Consider the following 18,188-nt stretch of genomic DNA (forward strand, 5'->3'; position numbering starts at 1 on the left):
CCTTACCAGAAGGCGGGCAGGCTGTAGCGGTAGGTGTTGGTGCGGTGCCAGTCGTGGTTGCCGTCGACCCACGCGGCCACGCCCTTGAGGAAGCGCACCACGCTGGGTAGGGGGCAGTCCGCGGCGAGGTCGGCCGCTGCCGCCTCGAAGGCGCGCATGAGTTCGTTGTGGACCTCGACCGCCTTGAGATAGCCGTCGCGATCCGAGATCTGCTCGCGTTCGGCGATCACCACCGGCAGGTTCAGATGCCGGCCGGGACTGGCGAGTTCCTTGGTGTACGAGTACAGGTCGTTGACGATGGTGGTCGCGTTCCCGGCCAGGGCGATGACCCGCTGCATCTCGGGTCGCGCGTGCAGGTCCGCTGGGAGTTCGTAGCCTCCGATGGTGTCGGTGATGGTGGGGCAGGGGCGGAAGTTGTTGAACTGGCGCATCGCCAGGTACTCCCACACCTCCGGGACGTGATCGGTCTCGGCCCAGGCGGCCTCGGCCAGGTAGCCCAGGTGCAGTCGCGCCATGTCGTGGCGGTAGCGGTCGATCTGCGAGGGCGAGGCCATGCGGACGAAGTGGTCCATCGCGCTGCGGTAGGCGCGCCGCGGGGGGTCCGAGCCGAGCGACTCCTGCCACGCCGGCGCGTACTCAGGTGTGGTGTGCAGAGGGTCGAGCGCGGTGTGAGCCAGGAGGAGGCGCCCGCCGAGGCCGACGGGCGAGCCGCCGTGGTCCTCGCAGTAGCAGTCGTCCACGGCGTTCTCCGCGACCATCAGCCGGGTGGCGATCATCAGGTGATCGACCGTGGGAGCGTCGGGGTGGCAGCCGACCATGTACCGCCCGACGGAGAAGCCGTCGAACTGGCCTTCCCACTCCTCGGGGTAGAGCTGGACCTCGTCCTCGGCCCAGCGCTTGATCCGGCGGCTCACCTCCTCGACACGTACCGGGTCGGGCTCCGGGACCGGGTGGTGGTACAGGCCGGGCACGGCCTGGCCCTCGGCGGGCGGCGCGGGGACCGGGAGCACGGGGACGGCTTCGGGCAGCAGCCGATGCGGCGTGTGCGCCAGGGACAGTGAAGCCGTGCCCAGACCGCTCGGCCCGCCCAGGACCCGCTGGAGAAGCGGGTCGATGGCAGGAGGCGCGGTTGCTTCGGCGGAAGCGACGGGTGGGTGCTGAGTTGGCGGCGACGGTGTGCTCGGCGGATGCGGACCGCCCGCCAGGGACAGCGAGGTTGTGCCCAGGCCGGTCGGTCCGCCGAGGACCCGTTGAAGGGCGGGTTCGGTGGCGGGCACGGGAGGCGTGGCGGGCGGCGTGCCGCTGGTCGGCGGGGGAGCGACCGGTGGATGCGGTGCCGCCGCGAGGCCGAACGCGGCCGCCGCGATCGGCGGATTCGGAAGACCGGGGATCGCCGGTGTGGGGACGTCCGGCACGGTCGTGGTCGGCTTGGACCGCTGCTCAGGGATGGACGGCCCAGGGGGCCCGGGATCGGGCATCTGCTGCTCCTTGCTGCGGTGGGGTGAGGGCTCGTGCGGCGTGGACGGGATGGCGGCCCGTTCCGCGTGGCATGACCTCAGCCGCGCCCGCGGGCGATCTGCACGTTCTCCATCACACCGAGCGCGTCGGGTAGCAGCACCGCGGCGGAGTAGTAGGTGCTGACGAGGTAGGAGATGACCGCCTGCTCGTTGATGCCCATGAAACGTGCGGAGAGTCCGGGCTCCACCTCGTCCGGCAGCCCTGTCTGCCACAGGCCGATGACTCCTTGGTTCTTCTCGCCCGTGCGCATGGCGATGATGGAGCTGGTCTGTTCCTTGCTGATGGGGATCTTGTTGCAGGGCAGGATCGGGACCCCGCGCCAGGCCGGCACGGACTGCCCGCCGAGATCGACGTGGTCCGGGTAGAGACCGCAGGCGTTGAACCCGCGTCCGATCGCGGCGATCGTCCTGGGGTGGGCGAGGAAGAACTTGGTGCCGCGGCGGCGGCAGAGCAGATCGTCCATGTCGTCCGGGGTCGGCGGGCCGGAGTGGGTCTGGATGCGCTGCTTGAAGTCGGCGTTGTGCAGCAGCCCGAACTCACGGTTGTTGACGAGCTCGTGCTCCTGGCGCTCGCGCAACGCCTCGATGGTCAGCCGGAGTTGCTCCTCGGTCTGGTTCATCGGCCCGTTGTAGAGGTCGCCGACCCGGGTGTGGATCCGCAGAATGGTCTGCGCGACGGAGAGTTCGTACTCACGTGGCTTGAGCTCGTAGTCGACGAAGGCGCTCGGCACATCGGCCTCGCCGACATGGCCGGCCGACATGGCGATCTCGGCCTCACCGTGCTTGTTCTGCCGTCGCCGGGTGGCGGAGCCGAAGTCGGTGATGTGGGCTCGAAGACTGGGCGCGGAGTCCCGCACGGCGGCGAAGTCGGCGCGGGAGAGGGTGAGAAGGGTGCCGGACGTCTCGGCGGTGGCCGTGTAGGCGTAGCGGGCGTCGGAGTCCAGGAGCGCGTTCTCGCCGAAGTGGTCGCCGTCCGCGAGCACCGCGACGGCGATCTCTCCGCCGTACTTGCCCTCGGCGCACTGGCTGACACGTCCGTGGGCGATCAGGTGGATCCGGTCCGCCGGGCTGCCGCGCTCGACGATGACCTCGCCGGGAGCGAAGTCGCGCTGTGTACAGCGCTCGGCGAGGGCCGTGAGGGCGTCCAGGTCCTCGAAGTCCCGCAGCAGGGCCAGTTCACCGAGTTCGCGGGGGATCACACGGACCGTGGAGCCCTCCTGCACGAACTCGACGCGTCCGTCGCCGACGGTGTGACGCAGCCGCCGGTTGACCCGGTAGGCGCCGCCGTTGGTCTCGACCCAGGGCAGCATCCGCAGCAACCAGCGGGAGGTGATCTCCTGCATCTGCGGAGCGGACTTCGTGGTGGTGGTGAGGTTGCGGGCGGCGGAGGTGCTCAGGGACTGCTGTGGCACGGCTGGTGCGGCCTGGGTTTCCGGGCTGCTGTCCACGGTCATCGGGGTGGGCTACTCCTTGCGTGGCCGGGCGGCGGCGCACAGGTGTGCGTCGGTGGAGAGACAGGGAGGACTCGCCAACGGGGAGGGAGCACCTCGGTGATCCACCCACCTCCAGGACGGTAAGGGCCGGTTGAGCCGCCTCGCCCGGAGATCCCAGCCGCTTCCTTCGAAGCGGTGACAATCGATCGAATCCGGTTTATCGGACCATTGAGCGGCATTGCGCCACCCTCATCGGACAGCGACGGTCCACACAGGCCGATCACCATGCCCGACGGCGCCTCACACCGATCGCGGTATGCACGATCAAGCCATCAGGGCGCCGTGGGCGTGCTCGACGGCAGATCAACCGGGAGGCTTCGACTCGCGTCACCGCCTCCTTGGAGCCTTCCGTCATCCGGATAGTCTCGACGGCATGACCGACAACTCCCTGCGCTCCGTCAACGTCGAGCGAACCGGCAGCGGCCACTTCACCGCGACGAACGCGCGTGGCGCCACGATCAGCTTCGGTACCGGCTCCGGTACCGATGGGGAAGCCGTGTTCACGCCGGTGGAGCTGCTGCTCGCCGCGCTCGGAGGCTGCACGGCGGTGGACGTCGATGTGGCGACCAGCCGTCACGCCGAGCCGGTCAGGTTCTCTGTCGAGGTGACGGGGAACAAGGTCGGCGACGAGCTCGGTAACCGGATGACGGATCTGGTGGTCACGTTCTCCGTCGACTTCCCGGAAGGCGAGGGGGCGGACCGGGCCCGGACCATTCTTCCCCGGGCCGTCAAGGCCTCCCACGACCGGCTCTGCACGGTGAGCCGCACCGTCGAGATCGGCACCCCCGTCAAGGCGACCGTCGAAGGAGCCTGACTTCTCACCGGGCCATCGGCGGGCCTGGTCTGTACCAGAAACCTGTGCGCGACCTCTTTCGTGGACATGGGGAGCGTGGCATGCTCACCGCTCGACACAGACCTGAACCTCGTTCACATCCATGAAAAATCGCATGGAAGGGCGGACGGACATGGGGAATGCGAGAGCGGGCACCGAGAGCTCCTGGCATGTCATGAACCTGACACGACGAACTCTGCTGGGCGGCGCCGTCGCGGTGGCGGCAGGTGCCGGGACCGTGACAGCCGGCGCCCCGCCACAGCGGCGACCGGCGCGGGCGCAGGCGCCGAAGCGGGCGCGAAGGCCGAAGTGCCCCGCCTGTGGGGCGAGTTCACCCGCACACCCTTCACCCACCCACAGATCCCCTTCATCGGGCGGGCCGGCTACCGTGCCGGAGCGATCCGCCTCCCGCGCCACCGGGTCGTCGCAGACATCCGTGACTTCGGCGCCGTGGCGGACGGCACGACCGACTGCGCACCCGCGATCAACCGTGCCATCGCCGCCGCCGGTCGGGCCGGCGGTGGCACGGTCACCATCCCACCGGGCACCTTCCGCATCGACGACGTGATCCGCATCGGCCACTGCGACGTGGTCCTGCGCGGCGCCGGCAGCGGCCGCACCACGCTCCGCGCGACGAAGAGCCTCACCGAACTCATCGGGGTGTACGGCTCCCGCTACGGCGGCGACAAGTCCTCCTGGTCCTGGGCGGGCGGCCTGATCTGGCTGGCCCCCGAAGCCCGCTGGACCTCCCTCGTCACCGCGATCCGTGCCCGCGCCTGGCCGTTCGAGGGCTGGACGGGAAACCGCCGCGACGAATGGCGCCCGCTCACCGCGCTCGCCCCGGCACGCCAGGGCTCCTGGACGGTGACGGCCACGGACACGTCGTCGCTGCACCCCGGCGCCCTGGTCCTGCTACGGCTGTCCGACGACGCCGACCACACCCTGCTGGAGCACATGTGCGGCGGCGGCCCCGGACCCGAGGGCTATGTCTGGGACGACAAGACCAAACTGACCTCGTACGTCCCCTACGAATGGCCCGTACGCATCACCCGCGTCCACGGCCGCCGGGTCACCCTCGAAAGGCCGCTCCCGCTGGATCTGCGCCCGGAATGGGATCCGCGACTGACCACCCACGTACAGGCGTTGACCGGTGCGGGGGTGGAGGGCCTGACCCTGGAGGCCGTAGAGACTCCGCAGCGGCCGCACCTGCTCGACACCGGCTACAACGGCGTCGTCCTGCAATGCGCGTACGACTGCTGGGTGGATGACGTGACGGTCCGCCACGTCGACAACGGCTTCGGACTCGTGGCTGCCTCCGCCTGCACGCTGCGCCGCACGAGGGTCGCGGGCCGCGGCTCCCACCACCCCTACTTCTGCCGCGAGGGCTCCCACGACAACCTCGTCGAGGACTTCACCATCGAGGAGCGCACCACCCCGGCCCCGGCCGGCACGCAACTGCACGGCATCAACGTCGAGGGGCTGTCGTCGTACAACGTCTGGTCGCGCGGCGAGATGCGGATGGGCACCTTCGACAGCCACCGCGGTCTGCCCTTCGCCAACGTCCGCACCGACATCACCGTCGACAACACCGGCCGGCACGGCGGGGACGCGAGCGCCGGACCGCTGTTCGGCGCCCGCTTCGCCCACTGGAACATCCGCGTCACCAACAGGCGCGCGGGCCTGGTACGGATCGACGGCCTGGCCCCCTGGTCCGCGACCGTCGGCATCGACGAGGTCCAGGAGTTCGACCAGATCGACGTGCCCGACTTCACGGGCGACCTGCACACACGCCTGGAGCTGTACGGCAGCCCGCACGCCGTCCGGCCACCGAACCTCCACGAGGCCCAGCGCCGCCTCGCGTCCACCGACCGGGACGGGGACCGACGATGAACACGCGCTCCCGCCTCTGCCTCCTCCTCGCCCTTCTCGCCGCCTGCACCACTGGCCTCTCGGCCCCGGTGGCCGCTCACGGCACGCCGCGCGTCCCGCACACGGCGGTCCTGGACGGCGCCCGCATGCAGCAGACCAAGCTGCGCCTGGACCGCGGGGACCGGCAACTCCGCCGCACCCTGCTCGCGTTGACCGCCCGCGCCGACCGATGGCTGGACCAGGGCCCGTGGACGGTCGTCGACAAGCCCCGTCCCGCACCCGGCGGCGACGTCCACGACTACCTCAGCCAGGCCCCCTACTGGTGGCCCGGCCGAACCCCCACCACCGACAACCCCTGGGGCTGCCCGTACGTCCAGCGCGACGGCGAGCGCAACCCCGAGGTCGACACCGGCACCGACCGCCAGGACGTCGAGAAGACCTTCGACTCCGCCTACGACCTCTCCCTCGCCTGGTACTACACCGGCGACCGCCGCTACGCCGACAAGGCCGGGCAGGTGCTGCGCACCTGGTTCCTGGCCCCGGCCACCCGGATGAACCCGAACCTGGACCACGCCCAGTTCATCCCCTGCAAGTACGACGGCCGGGCCATCGGCATCATCGACTTCTCCCAGTCCTACACCGCCGTCCTCGACGCGATCGCCCTGCTGGAAACCGGCGCACCGGGCTGGAGCCGAGCCGACCGCACCGCCATGGCGCGCTGGAACGCCGGCTTCCTCGACTGGCTCGCGCACAGCGACTTCGGCGCGCAGGAGGCCGCCGCCACCAACAACCACGGCACCTTCTACGACCTGTTGCTCGCCGGCCTCGCCTACGCGACCGGCGACAAGGGCCTCGCCCGCCGTACCGTGCTGGACGCCCGCGCCCGGCGCATCGCGCCGCAGATCGCCGCCGACGGGAGCCAGCCCCAGGAACTGGCCCGGACCAGGAGCTGGCACTACTCGACGTTCGACCTAGTGGCCTACACCCGCCTCGCCGACATCGGACGGCACGTCGGAGTGGACCTGTGGTCCTACCGCGGCCCCGACGGGCAGAGCCTGTCCCGAGCAGTGGACTACCTGCTCCCCGCGGCGACGGCCGCGGCCCCCTGGCCACATCCCGAGCTGGACTTCCTCCGATACGCGGCCACCGACGTGGTGCACGCGGCCGCCGACGCCGGGGACAGCCGGGCCCGGCGCGCGGTCCCCCTCCTCGAGGAGCCGCCGGGCGGCGACCTGTGGGCGCTGCGACCGGCGGCGGAGCAACTGGACTCGATCGCGGGCCGACTCACGCCTCGGTGATGACCTCCGCCCTCAGTACCGAGTACAAGACCATGTCCCGCCAGGCGCCGCCCCGGAAGCACGCCCCCCGCACGATGCCCTCACGGGTGAAGCCGGCCCACTCCAGGGCCTTCTGCTCAGCGACGTTCACCGCTTCCGTGCTTGCCTCGACACGGTTCACCTGCGTGTGCGCGAACAGGTACTCGACGAGGAGCCGCTGGGCGCGCTTGCCATACCCCTTGTCCCGCTCGGCGGTCAGGAGCGAGATGCCGATGTTCCAACACGGGGACGCGGGCCCCTGCAACACCTGGTGCCACTGCACTTCGCCGAGAAACCGGTCATCGTCGGCATGGGCGATCGCCAGTCGTCCGCCCTGAGCGGTGAGGAAACCCTGCTCCGCCCACTGCTGACGAAGCTGGCCCGGATTGCGGAAACCGAAGAACCCGAGTTCCCCGGCTTCCGCCCGGTCCTCATGGAGACGCTCGAACAGGTCGAGATCCTTCTCGGCCACGGGGCGCAGATGAACGTGCTCAGTCATGACGCTCAGCCTAAGCATCGAGCGCCGGCGCCGGGCGGGCCGGGGACGGAACCCCGTATGGGCGAGCGGATCAGCACAGGCAGGGGTTCGTCTCCCCGCCGAGGCCCAGGACGTCCTCGTCCCGCAGGGCACCGGCGTACGCCTGCACCTCGTCCACGTCGCCGTGCAGGTACTCACCCCAGCCGTCACCGACCGTGCCACGGCCGATCTGGAGGGCGCCGGAGCTGTGCCAGCCGTCGGGCAGGCTCGCGGTCGCGTCGGCGTTGGTGTAGCCGTCGAGGAAGAGCTTGATGGTGTCGGTGCCGTCGTCGTAGACCACGACCAGCCGCTGACCTGGGCCCTCGCCACCGTCCGCACCCGTGATCTGGGAGACGACCCGCTCCGGCGCACCGGCCTCGTCCCGTTCGGGCATCACCAGCTGCCAGCTGTTGGTGGGCGGGTCGTAGCGCACCTTGAAGGCGTCGGTGTGCTCCCCGGCCTGGGAGAGGACCGTCATCGGGTGGGCGGGGGCGGAGTCGGCGAGGCGTACGACGACACCGATGGTGAAGCTGTCGCCGGTGTCCACCACGGGCCCTTCGGCGCTGGCGTATCCGCTCTCACCGTCCAGGGCCAGATGCCCGTCGCCGACCAATGGCGGCGGCACGTAGGTGCAGTCCGGGTCGATGTCCGGGATGCACGAGTCGTCCGAGGCACGGTAGACGGAGGCACCGCCGGCGAGGTGCAGCGGTGTACCGCCCGACTGCTCGGGGCTCGCGCCGTCCGTGGCGCTCGACAGTGACCAGTGGCCGAGCAAGGTCGGCTTGCGCCAGGCATGCTCGCTCACCTCGGTCGGTACGACGACGCGGTCATGGACCTGTACGTCGCTGACGTCGCCGTGCCAGCGGTCGCGGTAGCCGGTGGTTCCGCGTGCCCGTCCGATCTGGAAGGCACCGGCGGCTTCGGCGGGAGTCGCCGCCACCGCGTCTCCCACCTCGTGGCCGTTGACGTACAGGTGGGCCTTGCCGGTCTCGGCGTCGTACAGCCCCAACAGATGGGCCCACTCCCCGGTCTCGGGGGCGCCGCCGGACAACCGCGCTCCTCCGATGGCGAACGACCAGAGGGCGCCGGATTCCTGGGCGTGCAGTCCGAGGGTGAATCCGGGCTGTCCGACCGCGTCCTGGCTGGCGACGGTCATGGTGCGACCGGTCTCGGCGGGCCGGACCCAGGCGCTGACCGCGAAGGTGTCGCGGATGTCGGTGGCGGAGGTGTCCGGGGTGAGGAAGCCGTGGCCGGAGCCGTCGAGGGCGACGGTGGTGGTGGACGCGGTGCCGGTGGGCGCCGGGCCGCCGAAGGTGGCGCCGATACCGGCTCGGGCGGGCGTGCCGGTCTCGGCAGCCGCCGAACGGGACCCCGCCGGGTCGTCCAGCTTCCAGCGGGCGACGGGGGCTCGGCCCGACTTCACGTTGAAGTCGTACTGCGCCTGTGAGCTGCTGCGCCCAGAGCGGTCGATGGCGCGGACCGTCAGGTTCTTGGGACCGGAGGTGAGCGGCAGGTAGGGGATGGTCACGGCCGCGCCGGGCCGCTCGGCTGTGACAGTGCCGTAAGGGCCGCCGAGGAAGCCGTAGGTGTACGACACCACGTCGTCGGAGGGCGAGTCGACGGTGAAGTGGCCGTAGACGCCGACACCGTCCACCCAGAACACCTCATCCGGGGTGGGGTACTCGGGTGAGCTGATCGTCGGCTGCTCGGGGTTCGTGTCGTCGTAGACGAACGAGCAGACCGAGCCGTTGCCGTCATCGCTCCAGGGAGAGGTGGCGTGGCCGTCGTTCGCGCGGACGTGCCAGGAGATGACGGTGTCGGCGGGAAGGTCGCTGGGCATCGTCCAGTACTGGCGCGATCCCGAGGACAGAGTGATCGTGCTGTAGTCGCGGCGTTGGACCGTCCCGTCGGCGTCCGTCCACCAGGCTTCGAACTCGCCCGAGAGCGGGCTGGACTCACTGGGCTGGTTGTCCTCTTCCGGGTCGTACAGCACGGCGCTCAGACGAGGCGGAGTCGGTACGTACACCGTGTCGTCACCCGTCGCGCAGGGCTTGCCGCCCGACTGGAGATCCTCGACGAGGGGCTGGTCGGGCGGCAGGTTGTCCACGGCGTGCGCCGTGCCGGTGAGACCGGCCAGCAGCGCTGCCGCGCAGGCCGCCACCACCATCCCTCTGCGTCTGCCGGTCTTTCTGGACAGCGTCAACTGGCCCTCCCCTGTGAGCGGTTGATGCTCGTGGATCACACGAACTCACAGAAGCTAACAGGCGCCACTGACAGCACGGAAAGGCTTTTCCACCTGTCAGGGCTTGCGGGCGAGGCCTCCGTGTTCAGCGATGACTTCCGGGGCCGGACTTGTCGCTTCGGGGCGCCACTGGGTGACTGGGACGACGCCGGGCTCCAGGAGGTCCAGACCGTCGAAGAGCGACGTGATCTCGTCGACGGTGCGCAGGTTGTACGGGACGGCGCCGCTCTCGTTGTACGCGTCCTGGGCCTGCTCGAAGATCGGGTCGATGCCGCGCGAACCATCGTTGACGGAGAGGTAGCTGCCGGACGGCAGTGCTCCCATCAGCTGGTCGACGATCGAGCGCGCCTGACCGGTGTCGGCGACGTGGCCCAGGATGTTGCTGAGGATGAGCGCCGTTGGCCGACTGAGGTCCAGTGTGTCGGCGGCGGCCGCCAGGATGCGGTCCGGGGCGTGCACGTCGGCATCGATGTAGGAGGTCGCCCCCTGCGGCGTGGAGGAGAGCAGGTCACGGGCGTGCGCCAGGACCAACGGGTCGTTGTCGACGTAGACGATCCGGGAGCCGGAGGCGATTCGCTGGGCGACCTCATGGGTGTTGTCGGCGCTCGGCAGGCCTGTTCCGACGTCGAGGAACTGGCGTATGCCCGCTTCGGCGGCCAGGTACGTGATGTTGCGGCGCAGGAACGCGCGGCTGCCACGGGCGATGGTCACGATGCCGGGGAACACGGCGGTGTACGCGTCACCGGCCTGCTCGTCGACGGGGTAGTGGTCCTTCCCGCCCAGCCAGTAGTTCCAGATACGGGCCGAGTGCGGGACCGAGGTGTCGATCCCCTGAGGCGCCGCCTGCCCGGGCGACGTCGCGTGGTCGTTCATGCGCACCATCCGTCTCTGCCGAAGCAAGAAGTATCAGTCACAACTACCTACCTGCCCGGTCGCCCGTCGAATACGACGATTGGCGGTCAGACAGGAAGGTTCCGGCATGAACGGAACCGGCTCATCGGCCGTATTCTTACGCGATCGAGGTGGGTATCCAGCCAAGTACCTCGGTCTTCATGGGGTTTGTGCACACGGGTCGCACGCGTACCGCGACCCCGGGGGAGTGGGGGCAACCATGGTGGCGGAGAGCCAAACGGTGCGGACAGGCACCGTACGTCCGGTGGACGCGGCGCGCTGGGCGATGTGGACATTCGTCCTCGTCAACGTGGCCGTCATCGAGGCACTGTTCATCAGCGCCGGGTCGGGCAAGAACGATGTGCTGACGGTCGCCAAGTTCTTCGGACTGCACGCGGCCCTGCTGATAATGATGCAACTGCTGCTGGTGGCCCGGCTGCCGTGGCTGGACCGCCGCATCGGCATGGACCGGCTCACGGTGTGGCATCGCTGGGTCGGCTTCACCCTGCTGTGGACCGTCCTGACCCACGCGACGCTCGTGGTTCTCGGCTACGCGACACTCGACGACACTTCCATGGCGAAGACGTTCGTCGCGCTGAGCGGGGTGCCGGCCTCCCTGCTGGGCATGCTCGCCGCGGCCGTCATCGTCGTCATCGCCACGATCTCCGTCCGGATGGTGCGCAGGCGGCTGCCGTACGAGGTCTGGCACGGCCTGCATCTGCTGCTCTACGTGGCTCTGGGCCTGGCGTTCGTGCACCAGTTGCAGGAGACGACCACGTTCACGTCCTCCGCTTTCGCCACGGCCTACTGGTGGTTCCTGTGGCTGTTCGCCTTCGGCGCGCTGCTGACCGGGCGCCTTGTCACGCCGCTGTGGCGCAACGCCTACCACCGCTTCAGCGTGGCGGCCGTGGTGCCGGAGTCGCACGACGTGGTCTCCGTCTACGTCACCGGCCGACACCTCGACAAACTCCCGGCCCGTGCCGGTCAGTTCTGCATCTGGCGGTTCCCCGGCCACAACCACTGGTGGCTCGCCAACCCCTTCTCACTGTCGGCGGCGCCCGACGGACGGGGACTGCGCCTCACCGCGAAGGCCGTGGGCAGCGCCAGCGCCGGTCTGCGCGACCTCCCCGTCGGCAGCCGCGCCTTCGTCGAGGGCCCCTACGGAGCGTTCACCTCGCTGCACCGGACCCGGCCCGGCGCCCTGCTGATCGCCGGCGGCGTGGGGATCACACCGGTGCGGGCCATGCTCGAGGAACAGGTGAGCGGCGACGTCGTCGTGCTGTACCGGGTGCGCACCGAGGCCGACGCTGTCCTGTTGAACGAGGTGCGCCGTCTGTTGGCCGTACGGGGCGGACGCCTTCACCTGCTCACCGGCCGGACCGGTGAGGCCGGCACCCCGCCGTTCGCCCCTAGCAGCCTGCACCAGCTGGTCCCCGACATCACCGCCCGCGACGTCTACGTGTGCGGGCCCCCGGCCATGACGGCCGCCGTCCTGGCCGGCCTGCGAGAGCTGCGCGTCCCGGCGCGACAGGTGCACGCCGAGAGGTTCGGGTTGGCGTGACGGGAGTGGGCCACGGCTCCTGGCGCCCAGTGAGTCGGATCCCGCGGGAAACACCGTCGCTGTCGACTCGGCGGGCGAAGTCCTCGAAGTCCCTGTGCGCGCCGGAGAGGCAGCCGGGACGGAGCAGGTCGAGGGCCTGATCGGTCGGGCGTCAGGCCCTCGTACCGGCAGTCATCGACAAGGGCTTCCAGCGGGCAGGGCAGCTGGTTCGTGCGGGGCCAGTACTGCCGAGCGGATGGACTGTCGGGGCGAACCTTCGCACGCCCCGATCCCCACGAGCACGCGGCGGCGCAGACGGCCGCCGCGTCACCGTCCGCAGGCGGGGTCTACCTCCCGGCCGCGGCGAGCACCACGTCGACCAGGCGCTCCGCGGCGTCCGGGCGGCCGTGCTCGCGGGCCCGTTCCGCCATGGCCGAGCGCTGCTCCGGGTCCGTCAGCAGCGGTGCCACGGCCTTCTGGAGGTGCTGGGCGGACACGTCGTCGATCAGTGCGACGGCGGCTCCGTTGTCCGCCAGGTGGCGTGCGTTGTGGGCCTGTTCGTTGCCGGCCGAGGTGGCGAGCGGGATGAACACGGCCGGTTTGCCCAGCGCGGTGAGCTCGGCGATCGTCCCGGCACCACTGCGGGAGATCACGACGTCGGCCAGTGCGAGGACGTCGGGCAGTTCGGCGCCCACGTATCCGGTGAGGTGGTAACGGGCCGCGCCCTCGGCGGACAGGTGTCCGGTCTCGCGGCGCAGTCCCTCGACGTTGTCGCGCCCGCACTGATGGATGACGTTGGCGTGTTCCACCAGCCACGGCAGTACGTCACGGACCAGGGTGTTGACCTGCTGGGAGCCCTGGGCGCCGCCGGTCACGTAGACGGTGGGAAGGCGCGTGTCGAACCCGTGCAGCCCCAGGGCTTCGACTGCCTTCCGGGGCTGACCGGTGAACACCTCGGGGCGTACCGGGTTGCCTGTCACCACCGCCGTGGCGCGCACCCCTTCGGTCAGCAGCGGTAGCGTGGACGGCGAGGACACCGCGACCCGCGTCGCGGCTGTGGCCAGGGTCCGGTTGGCCAGACCGAGTCGCACGGTCTGCTCGTGCACGACCAGCGGGACCCGGCACAGCCGGGTCGCGGCCACACCGACCGGGACCGCGACATAGCCGCCCGTCGCCAGCACAACGTCCGGAGCGAAACGGTTGATTGCCTTGCGGGCCTGGAGAACACCGAGCGGGACGCGGCTCATGTCCTTGATGTTCGCCGGGGACACCATCTTGACCGGGTTCTTGGACCGCCGGATCTTGCCCACCGCGACCGACTCGAACCCGATGCCCTCGGCCGCCGCGACCCGCGACTCCAGACTGTCGGCCTCACCCACCCACAGCACGTCCAACTGGTCGCCTCGGGACGCCAGGCGGGCCTGAAGCGTGCGCACCGCGGTGAGGGCCGGATAGGTGTGACCGCCGGTCCCGCCTCCCGTGACGATCAGACGGAAGGGGCGATGATCGCTGTTCATGCTGATGGCTCCAGTGCTGCGGTGAATCCGGCCGAGACGGTCTGATGGTGAGCCTCCCACAGGTGATCCATCGTGCAGCAGCTGACGGCCGTCGACGTTCCGGTGGACCGGGCTCGATCAGGTCGCCGCACGGCCGCGAACTCAAGGGCGGAGGCGCAGTTACCGCGGCCCGGCCGGGTATGCGGAATCCCGCCGGTAGTCACGTGGCGTAAGACCGTAGGCGTGGCGGAACGCCTGGCTGAAGTGAGCGGCGCTGGTGAAGCCCCACCGGGAGGCGATCGCGTGGACCGGAGAGGCGGCCAGCAGGGGATCGGCGAGATCGGCGCGGCACCGCTCCAGACGCAGCTGACGGATCCACCCGCCGACCGTGTGTCCGTCTTGATGGAACAGCTTGTGCAGGTAGCGCAAGGAGATGTGATGGGCTGCGGCGATGGCCGTTGGCGTCAGATGCGCATGGCCCAGGTTCTCCTGGATGAAGGCGTGGATCTGGGCCACCAGCGCCCGTCGCCTGGTCTCAGCAGGCACCGTGGCGCGGGCGTCCAGGGCGTCGGCGAGCGCCGCGGTGAGGACATCGAGGGTGAGGGTGGACAACCGAGCGGCATCGGACGGGCCGAACTCGTCCATGCGCCGGGCCAGTTGTAAGAGGAATTGTGCCGAGAGTGCTCCCACTCCTCGATCACCCGGAATACGCACCGCGCTGAGCCGCCGCAACTCCCTGTCGGGCAGCGATAAATGAGAACGCGGAAAGCGCAGAAGCAATAGCTGCTGGCTTCCCGGAAGACCGGGTTCGAACTCCGACAGATACGGGCGGGAGGTATCGAACAGCATGAGATCACCGACGCCGAAAGCCTCGGACTGCTCGCCCTGCGTGATCATCCCGCCACCGCGCACGAGGCACCCCAGCTTGAACACCTCGGGATCGGCCTGCCGGATGAGCCTTGGGGTACGGCGGACCGAGTGGGCCGTCGAGGTCATCAACGTCGCTTGCACCGAACCGAACTGACCGATCGTCACCTCGGCTCGGAAGTTCCCCTCCACTGCCCGCTCACACCGTGTGTCATAGGGCACCCAGAGCTTCGACGTCACCTCGCGCCAGAATCCGAACCGCTCTTCCGGTGTGACCTCGGAAGTGCTGATTACATTCATGCCTCATTGTGCGTGCGCCCTACGGTCAAACACCACCAGCGGCCCCGGGCAACCCCTTTTCGCGATCACGCCAGGAAGGGTCAGGGAACGCCGATATAGCGCGCGGAACGCAAATGGCCCAGCTGATCACAGGACGGCTCCCGGCGCTGCCGACACATCACGTAGACCCGGACGCGGCCCGGGCGCGTGCTAGCGGCGAGCTGAACTGGAACGATGTCTCGGGACCGTTCCGGAGCCCATCCAACGACAGGGCCATGTCTCTGCTGCACACCGGCACCTACTCCGGCGGGGTCAACAACGTCCGGTTCTGGTCACGCGCAAAGGCGGGTGGCAGGCACCGACCCCCTGGAAGGGAACTGGGGCCTGGCACTGGCTGATCACCGTGCATAGGGTTCCCCCATGAACGACGAGATCACGACCACGGTCGGCCACCAGTTGTTCTCGTTCGACGGTCGGATACTGGAGATCTTCGGCAACTACCCCAAACGCTGGCACATTCGACACATGAGCCTGCGTATCACCGGCCCGGACCGGAAGGGGAGGCGAACCGTGGAGATCGACGCCCCGGGGACGCGCACGACCTGGGACTACACAGCCGCGGAGTGGGAGCAGGCGCCCGGCCTGGTCGCGCTGCTGGAAGCGGTCCAGGCGGCCATCGACGCCAACTCGGGACACGGGAACGTGTGACCCCCGGAGCCGCCATTGAGCCGGCCAACGAACAGCCAGGACGTCACCGGGCGATCCATCGGAACTGTTCGTCCGGTTCTTCCCGGCGTTCCAGCACTCGTGCGCTCACCAACTGCAGGAGCACCTCATGCAGCGCGTTCCCCAGCGGATTGTCGGTCCAGAAGACCCACTTGACCTGCGCGAACGTTTCGGACTCACCGAAGATCCCCAGTGAACGGCCCACCTCGAAGGCGGCGCTGTCCCAGTCGGTCCAGTCAGCCAGATCCTTGGCAAGATTCACGAATTGATCGTGCCAGCTTGCGATCCAGCCGGGGAAGGTTCTGCGGCCACCGTACTGGCTGAGTTGTCCTGTCGTAGCCCGCGTGGGATGGCGCCACGCCTACGATGACGCGGTGAAGTTCGTGATGGTGCCGGGTGGTTGGCAGGGCGGGTGGGCGTTCGACGCGGTGGCGGCAGAGTTGCGCCGCGACGGTCACCAGGTCGAGGCGGTGACCCTGGCAGGGCTGGAGTCGGACGGTCCGATGGACGTGGAGCGGCCACCGAATCTCGACACCCACATCGACCAGGTGGCCGAGATCATCGGCCGCAGCGGTGAAGGGCCCCTCGCGTTGTGCGGGCACAGCTACGGCGGGATGGTGATCGCCGGAGTCGCGGACCGGCTCGTCGGCCGTCTCGATCAGCTTGTCTTCATCGACGCCTACGTCCCGCAGGACGGTGATTCGTGCTGGTCGTTGACCAGTGACCAGTTCCGAGACCTGTTCACTGCCGGTGCCCGCGGCGACGGCCGCTGGGTGGCGGTCCCCTCCGGGCTCGACCCGCGTGCACGCCCGCACCCACTGGCGAGCTTCCTTCAGTCGGTGAGTCTGCAAAACGGCCCCGGACGCGCGGTCGGCCGCACTTTCATCAGCGGTGGGCCGTGGCCGGGCAGCCCGTTCGTTGCCGTGACCGAACGGCTGCGCCGCACCGCGGGCTGGCAGGTGCACGAGATTCCCGTAGGCCACAACATCGCCCGTCACGATCCGGGCCGGCTGGCAGAGGTCCTCAGGTCGCTGCCGCCGGGGGACGGGCGCGCGTGACGTTGCTGAGGGGCCCTGTCGGGCGCCGGCGCGACGACTCGGAGGGCGGCGCGGTGGTCGGGTGGATGGTGTGGGCCGCGCGCAGCTCGGGACCGGTCGCCTCGCAGAGCCCCGAGTAGCGGACCTTGTCCTCCTGGACGAGGTCCGCCATCGCGCTGACGGTCCCGTCCAAGGGGTCCGAGGGGTCCGAGAGGTCGCGGCGAAGCACTGGCGGACGTAGGTACGGTCGCCACGAACGAAGAGGGCGCCTATCGGGGAGATGGCGGAGCAGGAGGCGGCGGAACGGCGTCCGCGAGGATCGCGCGGCGGGCGCTGAGAGCGGCGGCCAGAAGGCTTTCGTCCAGTCTCATCTCGGCGTCGCGGGTGGAGTCGTTGACGGGGATGCGAGTGCGCCTGTCGATCAATGCTGTGACGGCCGGTATCGCGGGTCTCGCGTGGCTGCCCATCCGCGCCAGACCTGCGAGGTAGTAGTGCCCGATCGCGTAGTCGGCCAGGTGCGGTGTCATGAGGGCGAGCAGCCGGGACAGTGCGGAAGGACCGGCGTGCCGCAACCACAGCGGGGCGCACTCAGCCTGTGAGCGGCCGGGCCGGCGGAAAGTCAGGTTGTACAGCTGGGCCGCCTGTCGGAAGGTCAGCGGACCGGCGTCCAGGAGGGCCTCGAAGATCTCGGAGGCGTGAGCGAGGCGCGTGATGCCGAGGGGCTTGGCGGCGAGGAGCGCGGCGGCGGACGCGTTGTCGTACGCCTTAGAGGTGGACGGGATCGGGCGGGCTCCGGGGGACGGTGTGACGGGGACGACTTCGGCGAGGGGAGTTCCGTGCGTCCGCCGTGCCGCCTCGGATATCGAGGCCGTCGTGAGGGCCGTATCAAGAGCCGGGGTGCCACTCTGGCCTCGGTGCCGGAGGAGTAGCGGCATCATCCTGACCGGGGCCAACCGCCAGTCGTGGCAGGCCTCGCGGGCCAGGTCGGCGCCGATGTCCCGGGTGGCTGGGTCGGCGAGGAGGCGGGCCACGAGGGCGTAGGTGTCGTGCTCGCGCCTCAGTCCGTACAGAACCTCGCCCCAGATGTGCCCGATGTCCTTGAGGTCGTGCGCGGCTTCAAGGACATCGTCGAGGAGTGCGGTGTCCAGGCCCTGCCGTCGCGTGGGTGGCGCTGCCCGCAGCGTCTCCAGGTGGGCGAGGAAGCGGACCGACGCGAGGTCATCATCCGTCAGGTGGGCGGCGGCCGACCCCAGCGCCCTGGCCAGGATGGTGCGTACGACGGGATCGGCGAGTTCGCTGAGAGCCGCGAGTACACGGTCGGGCTGCCCGCTGTAGCCGAAGAGGTACGCGGCGCGGCGCCGTACCTCCTCGTCGGGGTCACTGAGCCGGGCCACGGCGGCGTTGACGGCCTCGGGCCAGGGCTGTTGGTGGGTCAGACTATGGAGGAGTTCCAAGGCCTGCCGGCGTACGAAGGGGGTGTCGGCGTGGGCGAGCGGGAGCAGCCGGGTGGCGACGGGGCCGGTGCGGTCCGCGCTTATGGCGTCGAAGAGCGCGATACGGGAAGGG

At 69.8% G+C, this 18,188-nt stretch carries 16 protein-coding genes; 6 read left to right on the forward strand and 10 right to left on the reverse strand.

The genetic code is table 11. From position 1 onward, the window contains the following. Window positions 1-2: 2 nt before the first annotated feature. Together HLK59_RS11450 and HLK59_RS11455 are read right to left on the reverse strand one after the other, a co-directional pair. A complete protein-coding gene (locus HLK59_RS11450; protein ID WP_171141241.1) occupies window positions 3-1,478 on the reverse strand; it encodes a family 2 encapsulin nanocompartment cargo protein terpene cyclase in 1,476 nt (491 codons plus the stop codon). Between the two features lie 77 nt (window positions 1,479-1,555). Further along, window positions 1,556-2,971 (reverse strand): family 2B encapsulin nanocompartment shell protein, encoded by a 1,416-nt coding sequence (locus tag HLK59_RS11455; RefSeq protein WP_171141242.1) that lies wholly within the window; start codon window positions 2,969-2,971, stop codon window positions 1,556-1,558. A 412-nt stretch (window positions 2,972-3,383) separates the two neighbouring features. On the opposite strand from HLK59_RS11455, the gene HLK59_RS11460 reads away from it, so the two are divergent. The 3 genes from HLK59_RS11460 (at window position 3,384) to HLK59_RS11470 (ending at window position 7,009) form a co-directional block, all read left to right on the forward strand. Beyond that, complete coding sequence (locus HLK59_RS11460) at window positions 3,384-3,824, forward strand: OsmC family protein (RefSeq protein ID WP_171141243.1); 441 nt, start codon at window positions 3,384-3,386, stop codon at window positions 3,822-3,824. Between the two features lie 327 nt (window positions 3,825-4,151). Then, window positions 4,152-5,732, forward strand: coding sequence for a glycosyl hydrolase family 28-related protein (locus HLK59_RS11465; protein WP_346779702.1), 1,581 nt, complete (start codon window positions 4,152-4,154; stop codon window positions 5,730-5,732). Continuing rightward, the gene (locus HLK59_RS11470; RefSeq protein ID WP_171141244.1) at window positions 5,729-7,009 is read left to right on the forward strand and encodes an alginate lyase family protein; all 1,281 of its coding nucleotides are present in this window, start codon (window positions 5,729-5,731) and stop codon (window positions 7,007-7,009) included. Before HLK59_RS11465 ends, HLK59_RS11470 begins: the two co-directional genes overlap by 4 nt. On the opposite strand, the gene HLK59_RS11475 is transcribed toward HLK59_RS11470, so the two are convergent. From HLK59_RS11475 to HLK59_RS11485, 3 genes are all read right to left on the reverse strand, one after another. Beyond that, window positions 6,996-7,526, reverse strand: a complete 531-nt coding sequence (locus HLK59_RS11475) for a GNAT family protein (RefSeq protein WP_171141245.1) — start codon at window positions 7,524-7,526, stop codon at window positions 6,996-6,998. The two genes, HLK59_RS11470 and HLK59_RS11475, sit on opposite strands and share 14 nt — an antisense overlap. 70 nt (window positions 7,527-7,596) lie before the next feature. Further along, on the reverse strand, window positions 7,597-9,711 hold the full coding sequence (locus HLK59_RS11480) for a LamG domain-containing protein (protein WP_171141261.1): 2,115 nt from the start codon (window positions 9,709-9,711) through the stop codon (window positions 7,597-7,599). A gap of 132 nt (window positions 9,712-9,843) precedes the next feature. Then, on the reverse strand, window positions 9,844-10,659 hold the full coding sequence (locus HLK59_RS11485; RefSeq protein WP_171141246.1) for an SAM-dependent methyltransferase: 816 nt from the start codon (window positions 10,657-10,659) through the stop codon (window positions 9,844-9,846). 259 nt (window positions 10,660-10,918) lie between these two features. On the opposite strand from HLK59_RS11485, the gene HLK59_RS11490 reads away from it, so the two are divergent. Continuing rightward, the gene (locus HLK59_RS11490) at window positions 10,919-12,238 is read left to right on the forward strand and encodes a ferredoxin reductase family protein (RefSeq protein ID WP_346779703.1); all 1,320 of its coding nucleotides are present in this window, start codon (window positions 10,919-10,921) and stop codon (window positions 12,236-12,238) included. Window positions 12,239-12,564: 326 nt separating this feature from the next. Here HLK59_RS11490 and HLK59_RS11495 read toward each other — a convergent pair whose 3' ends face one another. Together HLK59_RS11495 and HLK59_RS11500 are read right to left on the reverse strand one after the other, a co-directional pair. Continuing rightward, window positions 12,565-13,734, reverse strand: a complete 1,170-nt coding sequence (locus tag HLK59_RS11495) for a UDP-N-acetylglucosamine--N-acetylmuramyl-(pentapeptide) pyrophosphoryl-undecaprenol N-acetylglucosamine transferase (protein WP_171141248.1) — start codon at window positions 13,732-13,734, stop codon at window positions 12,565-12,567. Between the two features lie 159 nt (window positions 13,735-13,893). Continuing rightward, window positions 13,894-14,880, reverse strand: coding sequence for a helix-turn-helix domain-containing protein (locus HLK59_RS11500; protein ID WP_171141249.1), 987 nt, complete (start codon window positions 14,878-14,880; stop codon window positions 13,894-13,896). Between the two features lie 399 nt (window positions 14,881-15,279). On the opposite strand from HLK59_RS11500, the gene HLK59_RS11505 reads away from it, so the two are divergent. Further along, a complete protein-coding gene (locus HLK59_RS11505; protein WP_171141250.1) occupies window positions 15,280-15,567 on the forward strand; it encodes a hypothetical protein in 288 nt (95 codons plus the stop codon). 43 nt (window positions 15,568-15,610) lie between these two features. On the opposite strand, the gene HLK59_RS11510 is transcribed toward HLK59_RS11505, so the two are convergent. Further along, window positions 15,611-15,847 carry a hypothetical protein gene (locus HLK59_RS11510; protein WP_171141251.1) on the reverse strand — a complete coding sequence of 79 codons (237 nt, stop codon included), beginning with the start codon at window positions 15,845-15,847 and terminating at the stop codon, window positions 15,611-15,613. Between the two features lie 112 nt (window positions 15,848-15,959). Between HLK59_RS11510 and HLK59_RS11515 the strand changes: the two genes are divergently transcribed. Further along, complete coding sequence (locus HLK59_RS11515; RefSeq protein WP_346779704.1) at window positions 15,960-16,643, forward strand: alpha/beta fold hydrolase; 684 nt, start codon at window positions 15,960-15,962, stop codon at window positions 16,641-16,643. Here HLK59_RS11515 and HLK59_RS11520 read toward each other — a convergent pair. After that, window positions 16,609-16,794 (reverse strand): hypothetical protein, encoded by a 186-nt coding sequence (locus HLK59_RS11520; RefSeq protein WP_171141252.1) that lies wholly within the window; start codon window positions 16,792-16,794, stop codon window positions 16,609-16,611. The genes HLK59_RS11515 and HLK59_RS11520 overlap by 35 nt on opposite strands. Window positions 16,795-16,891: 97 nt before the next feature. Next, the coding region (locus HLK59_RS11525; RefSeq protein ID WP_171141253.1) for a HEAT repeat domain-containing protein at window positions 16,892-18,188 on the reverse strand (1,297 nt) is incomplete at its 5' end.

It is taken from the genome of Streptomyces sp. S3(2020) (assembly GCF_013044505.1).
Lineage (GTDB): Bacteria > Actinomycetota > Actinomycetes > Streptomycetales > Streptomycetaceae > Streptomyces.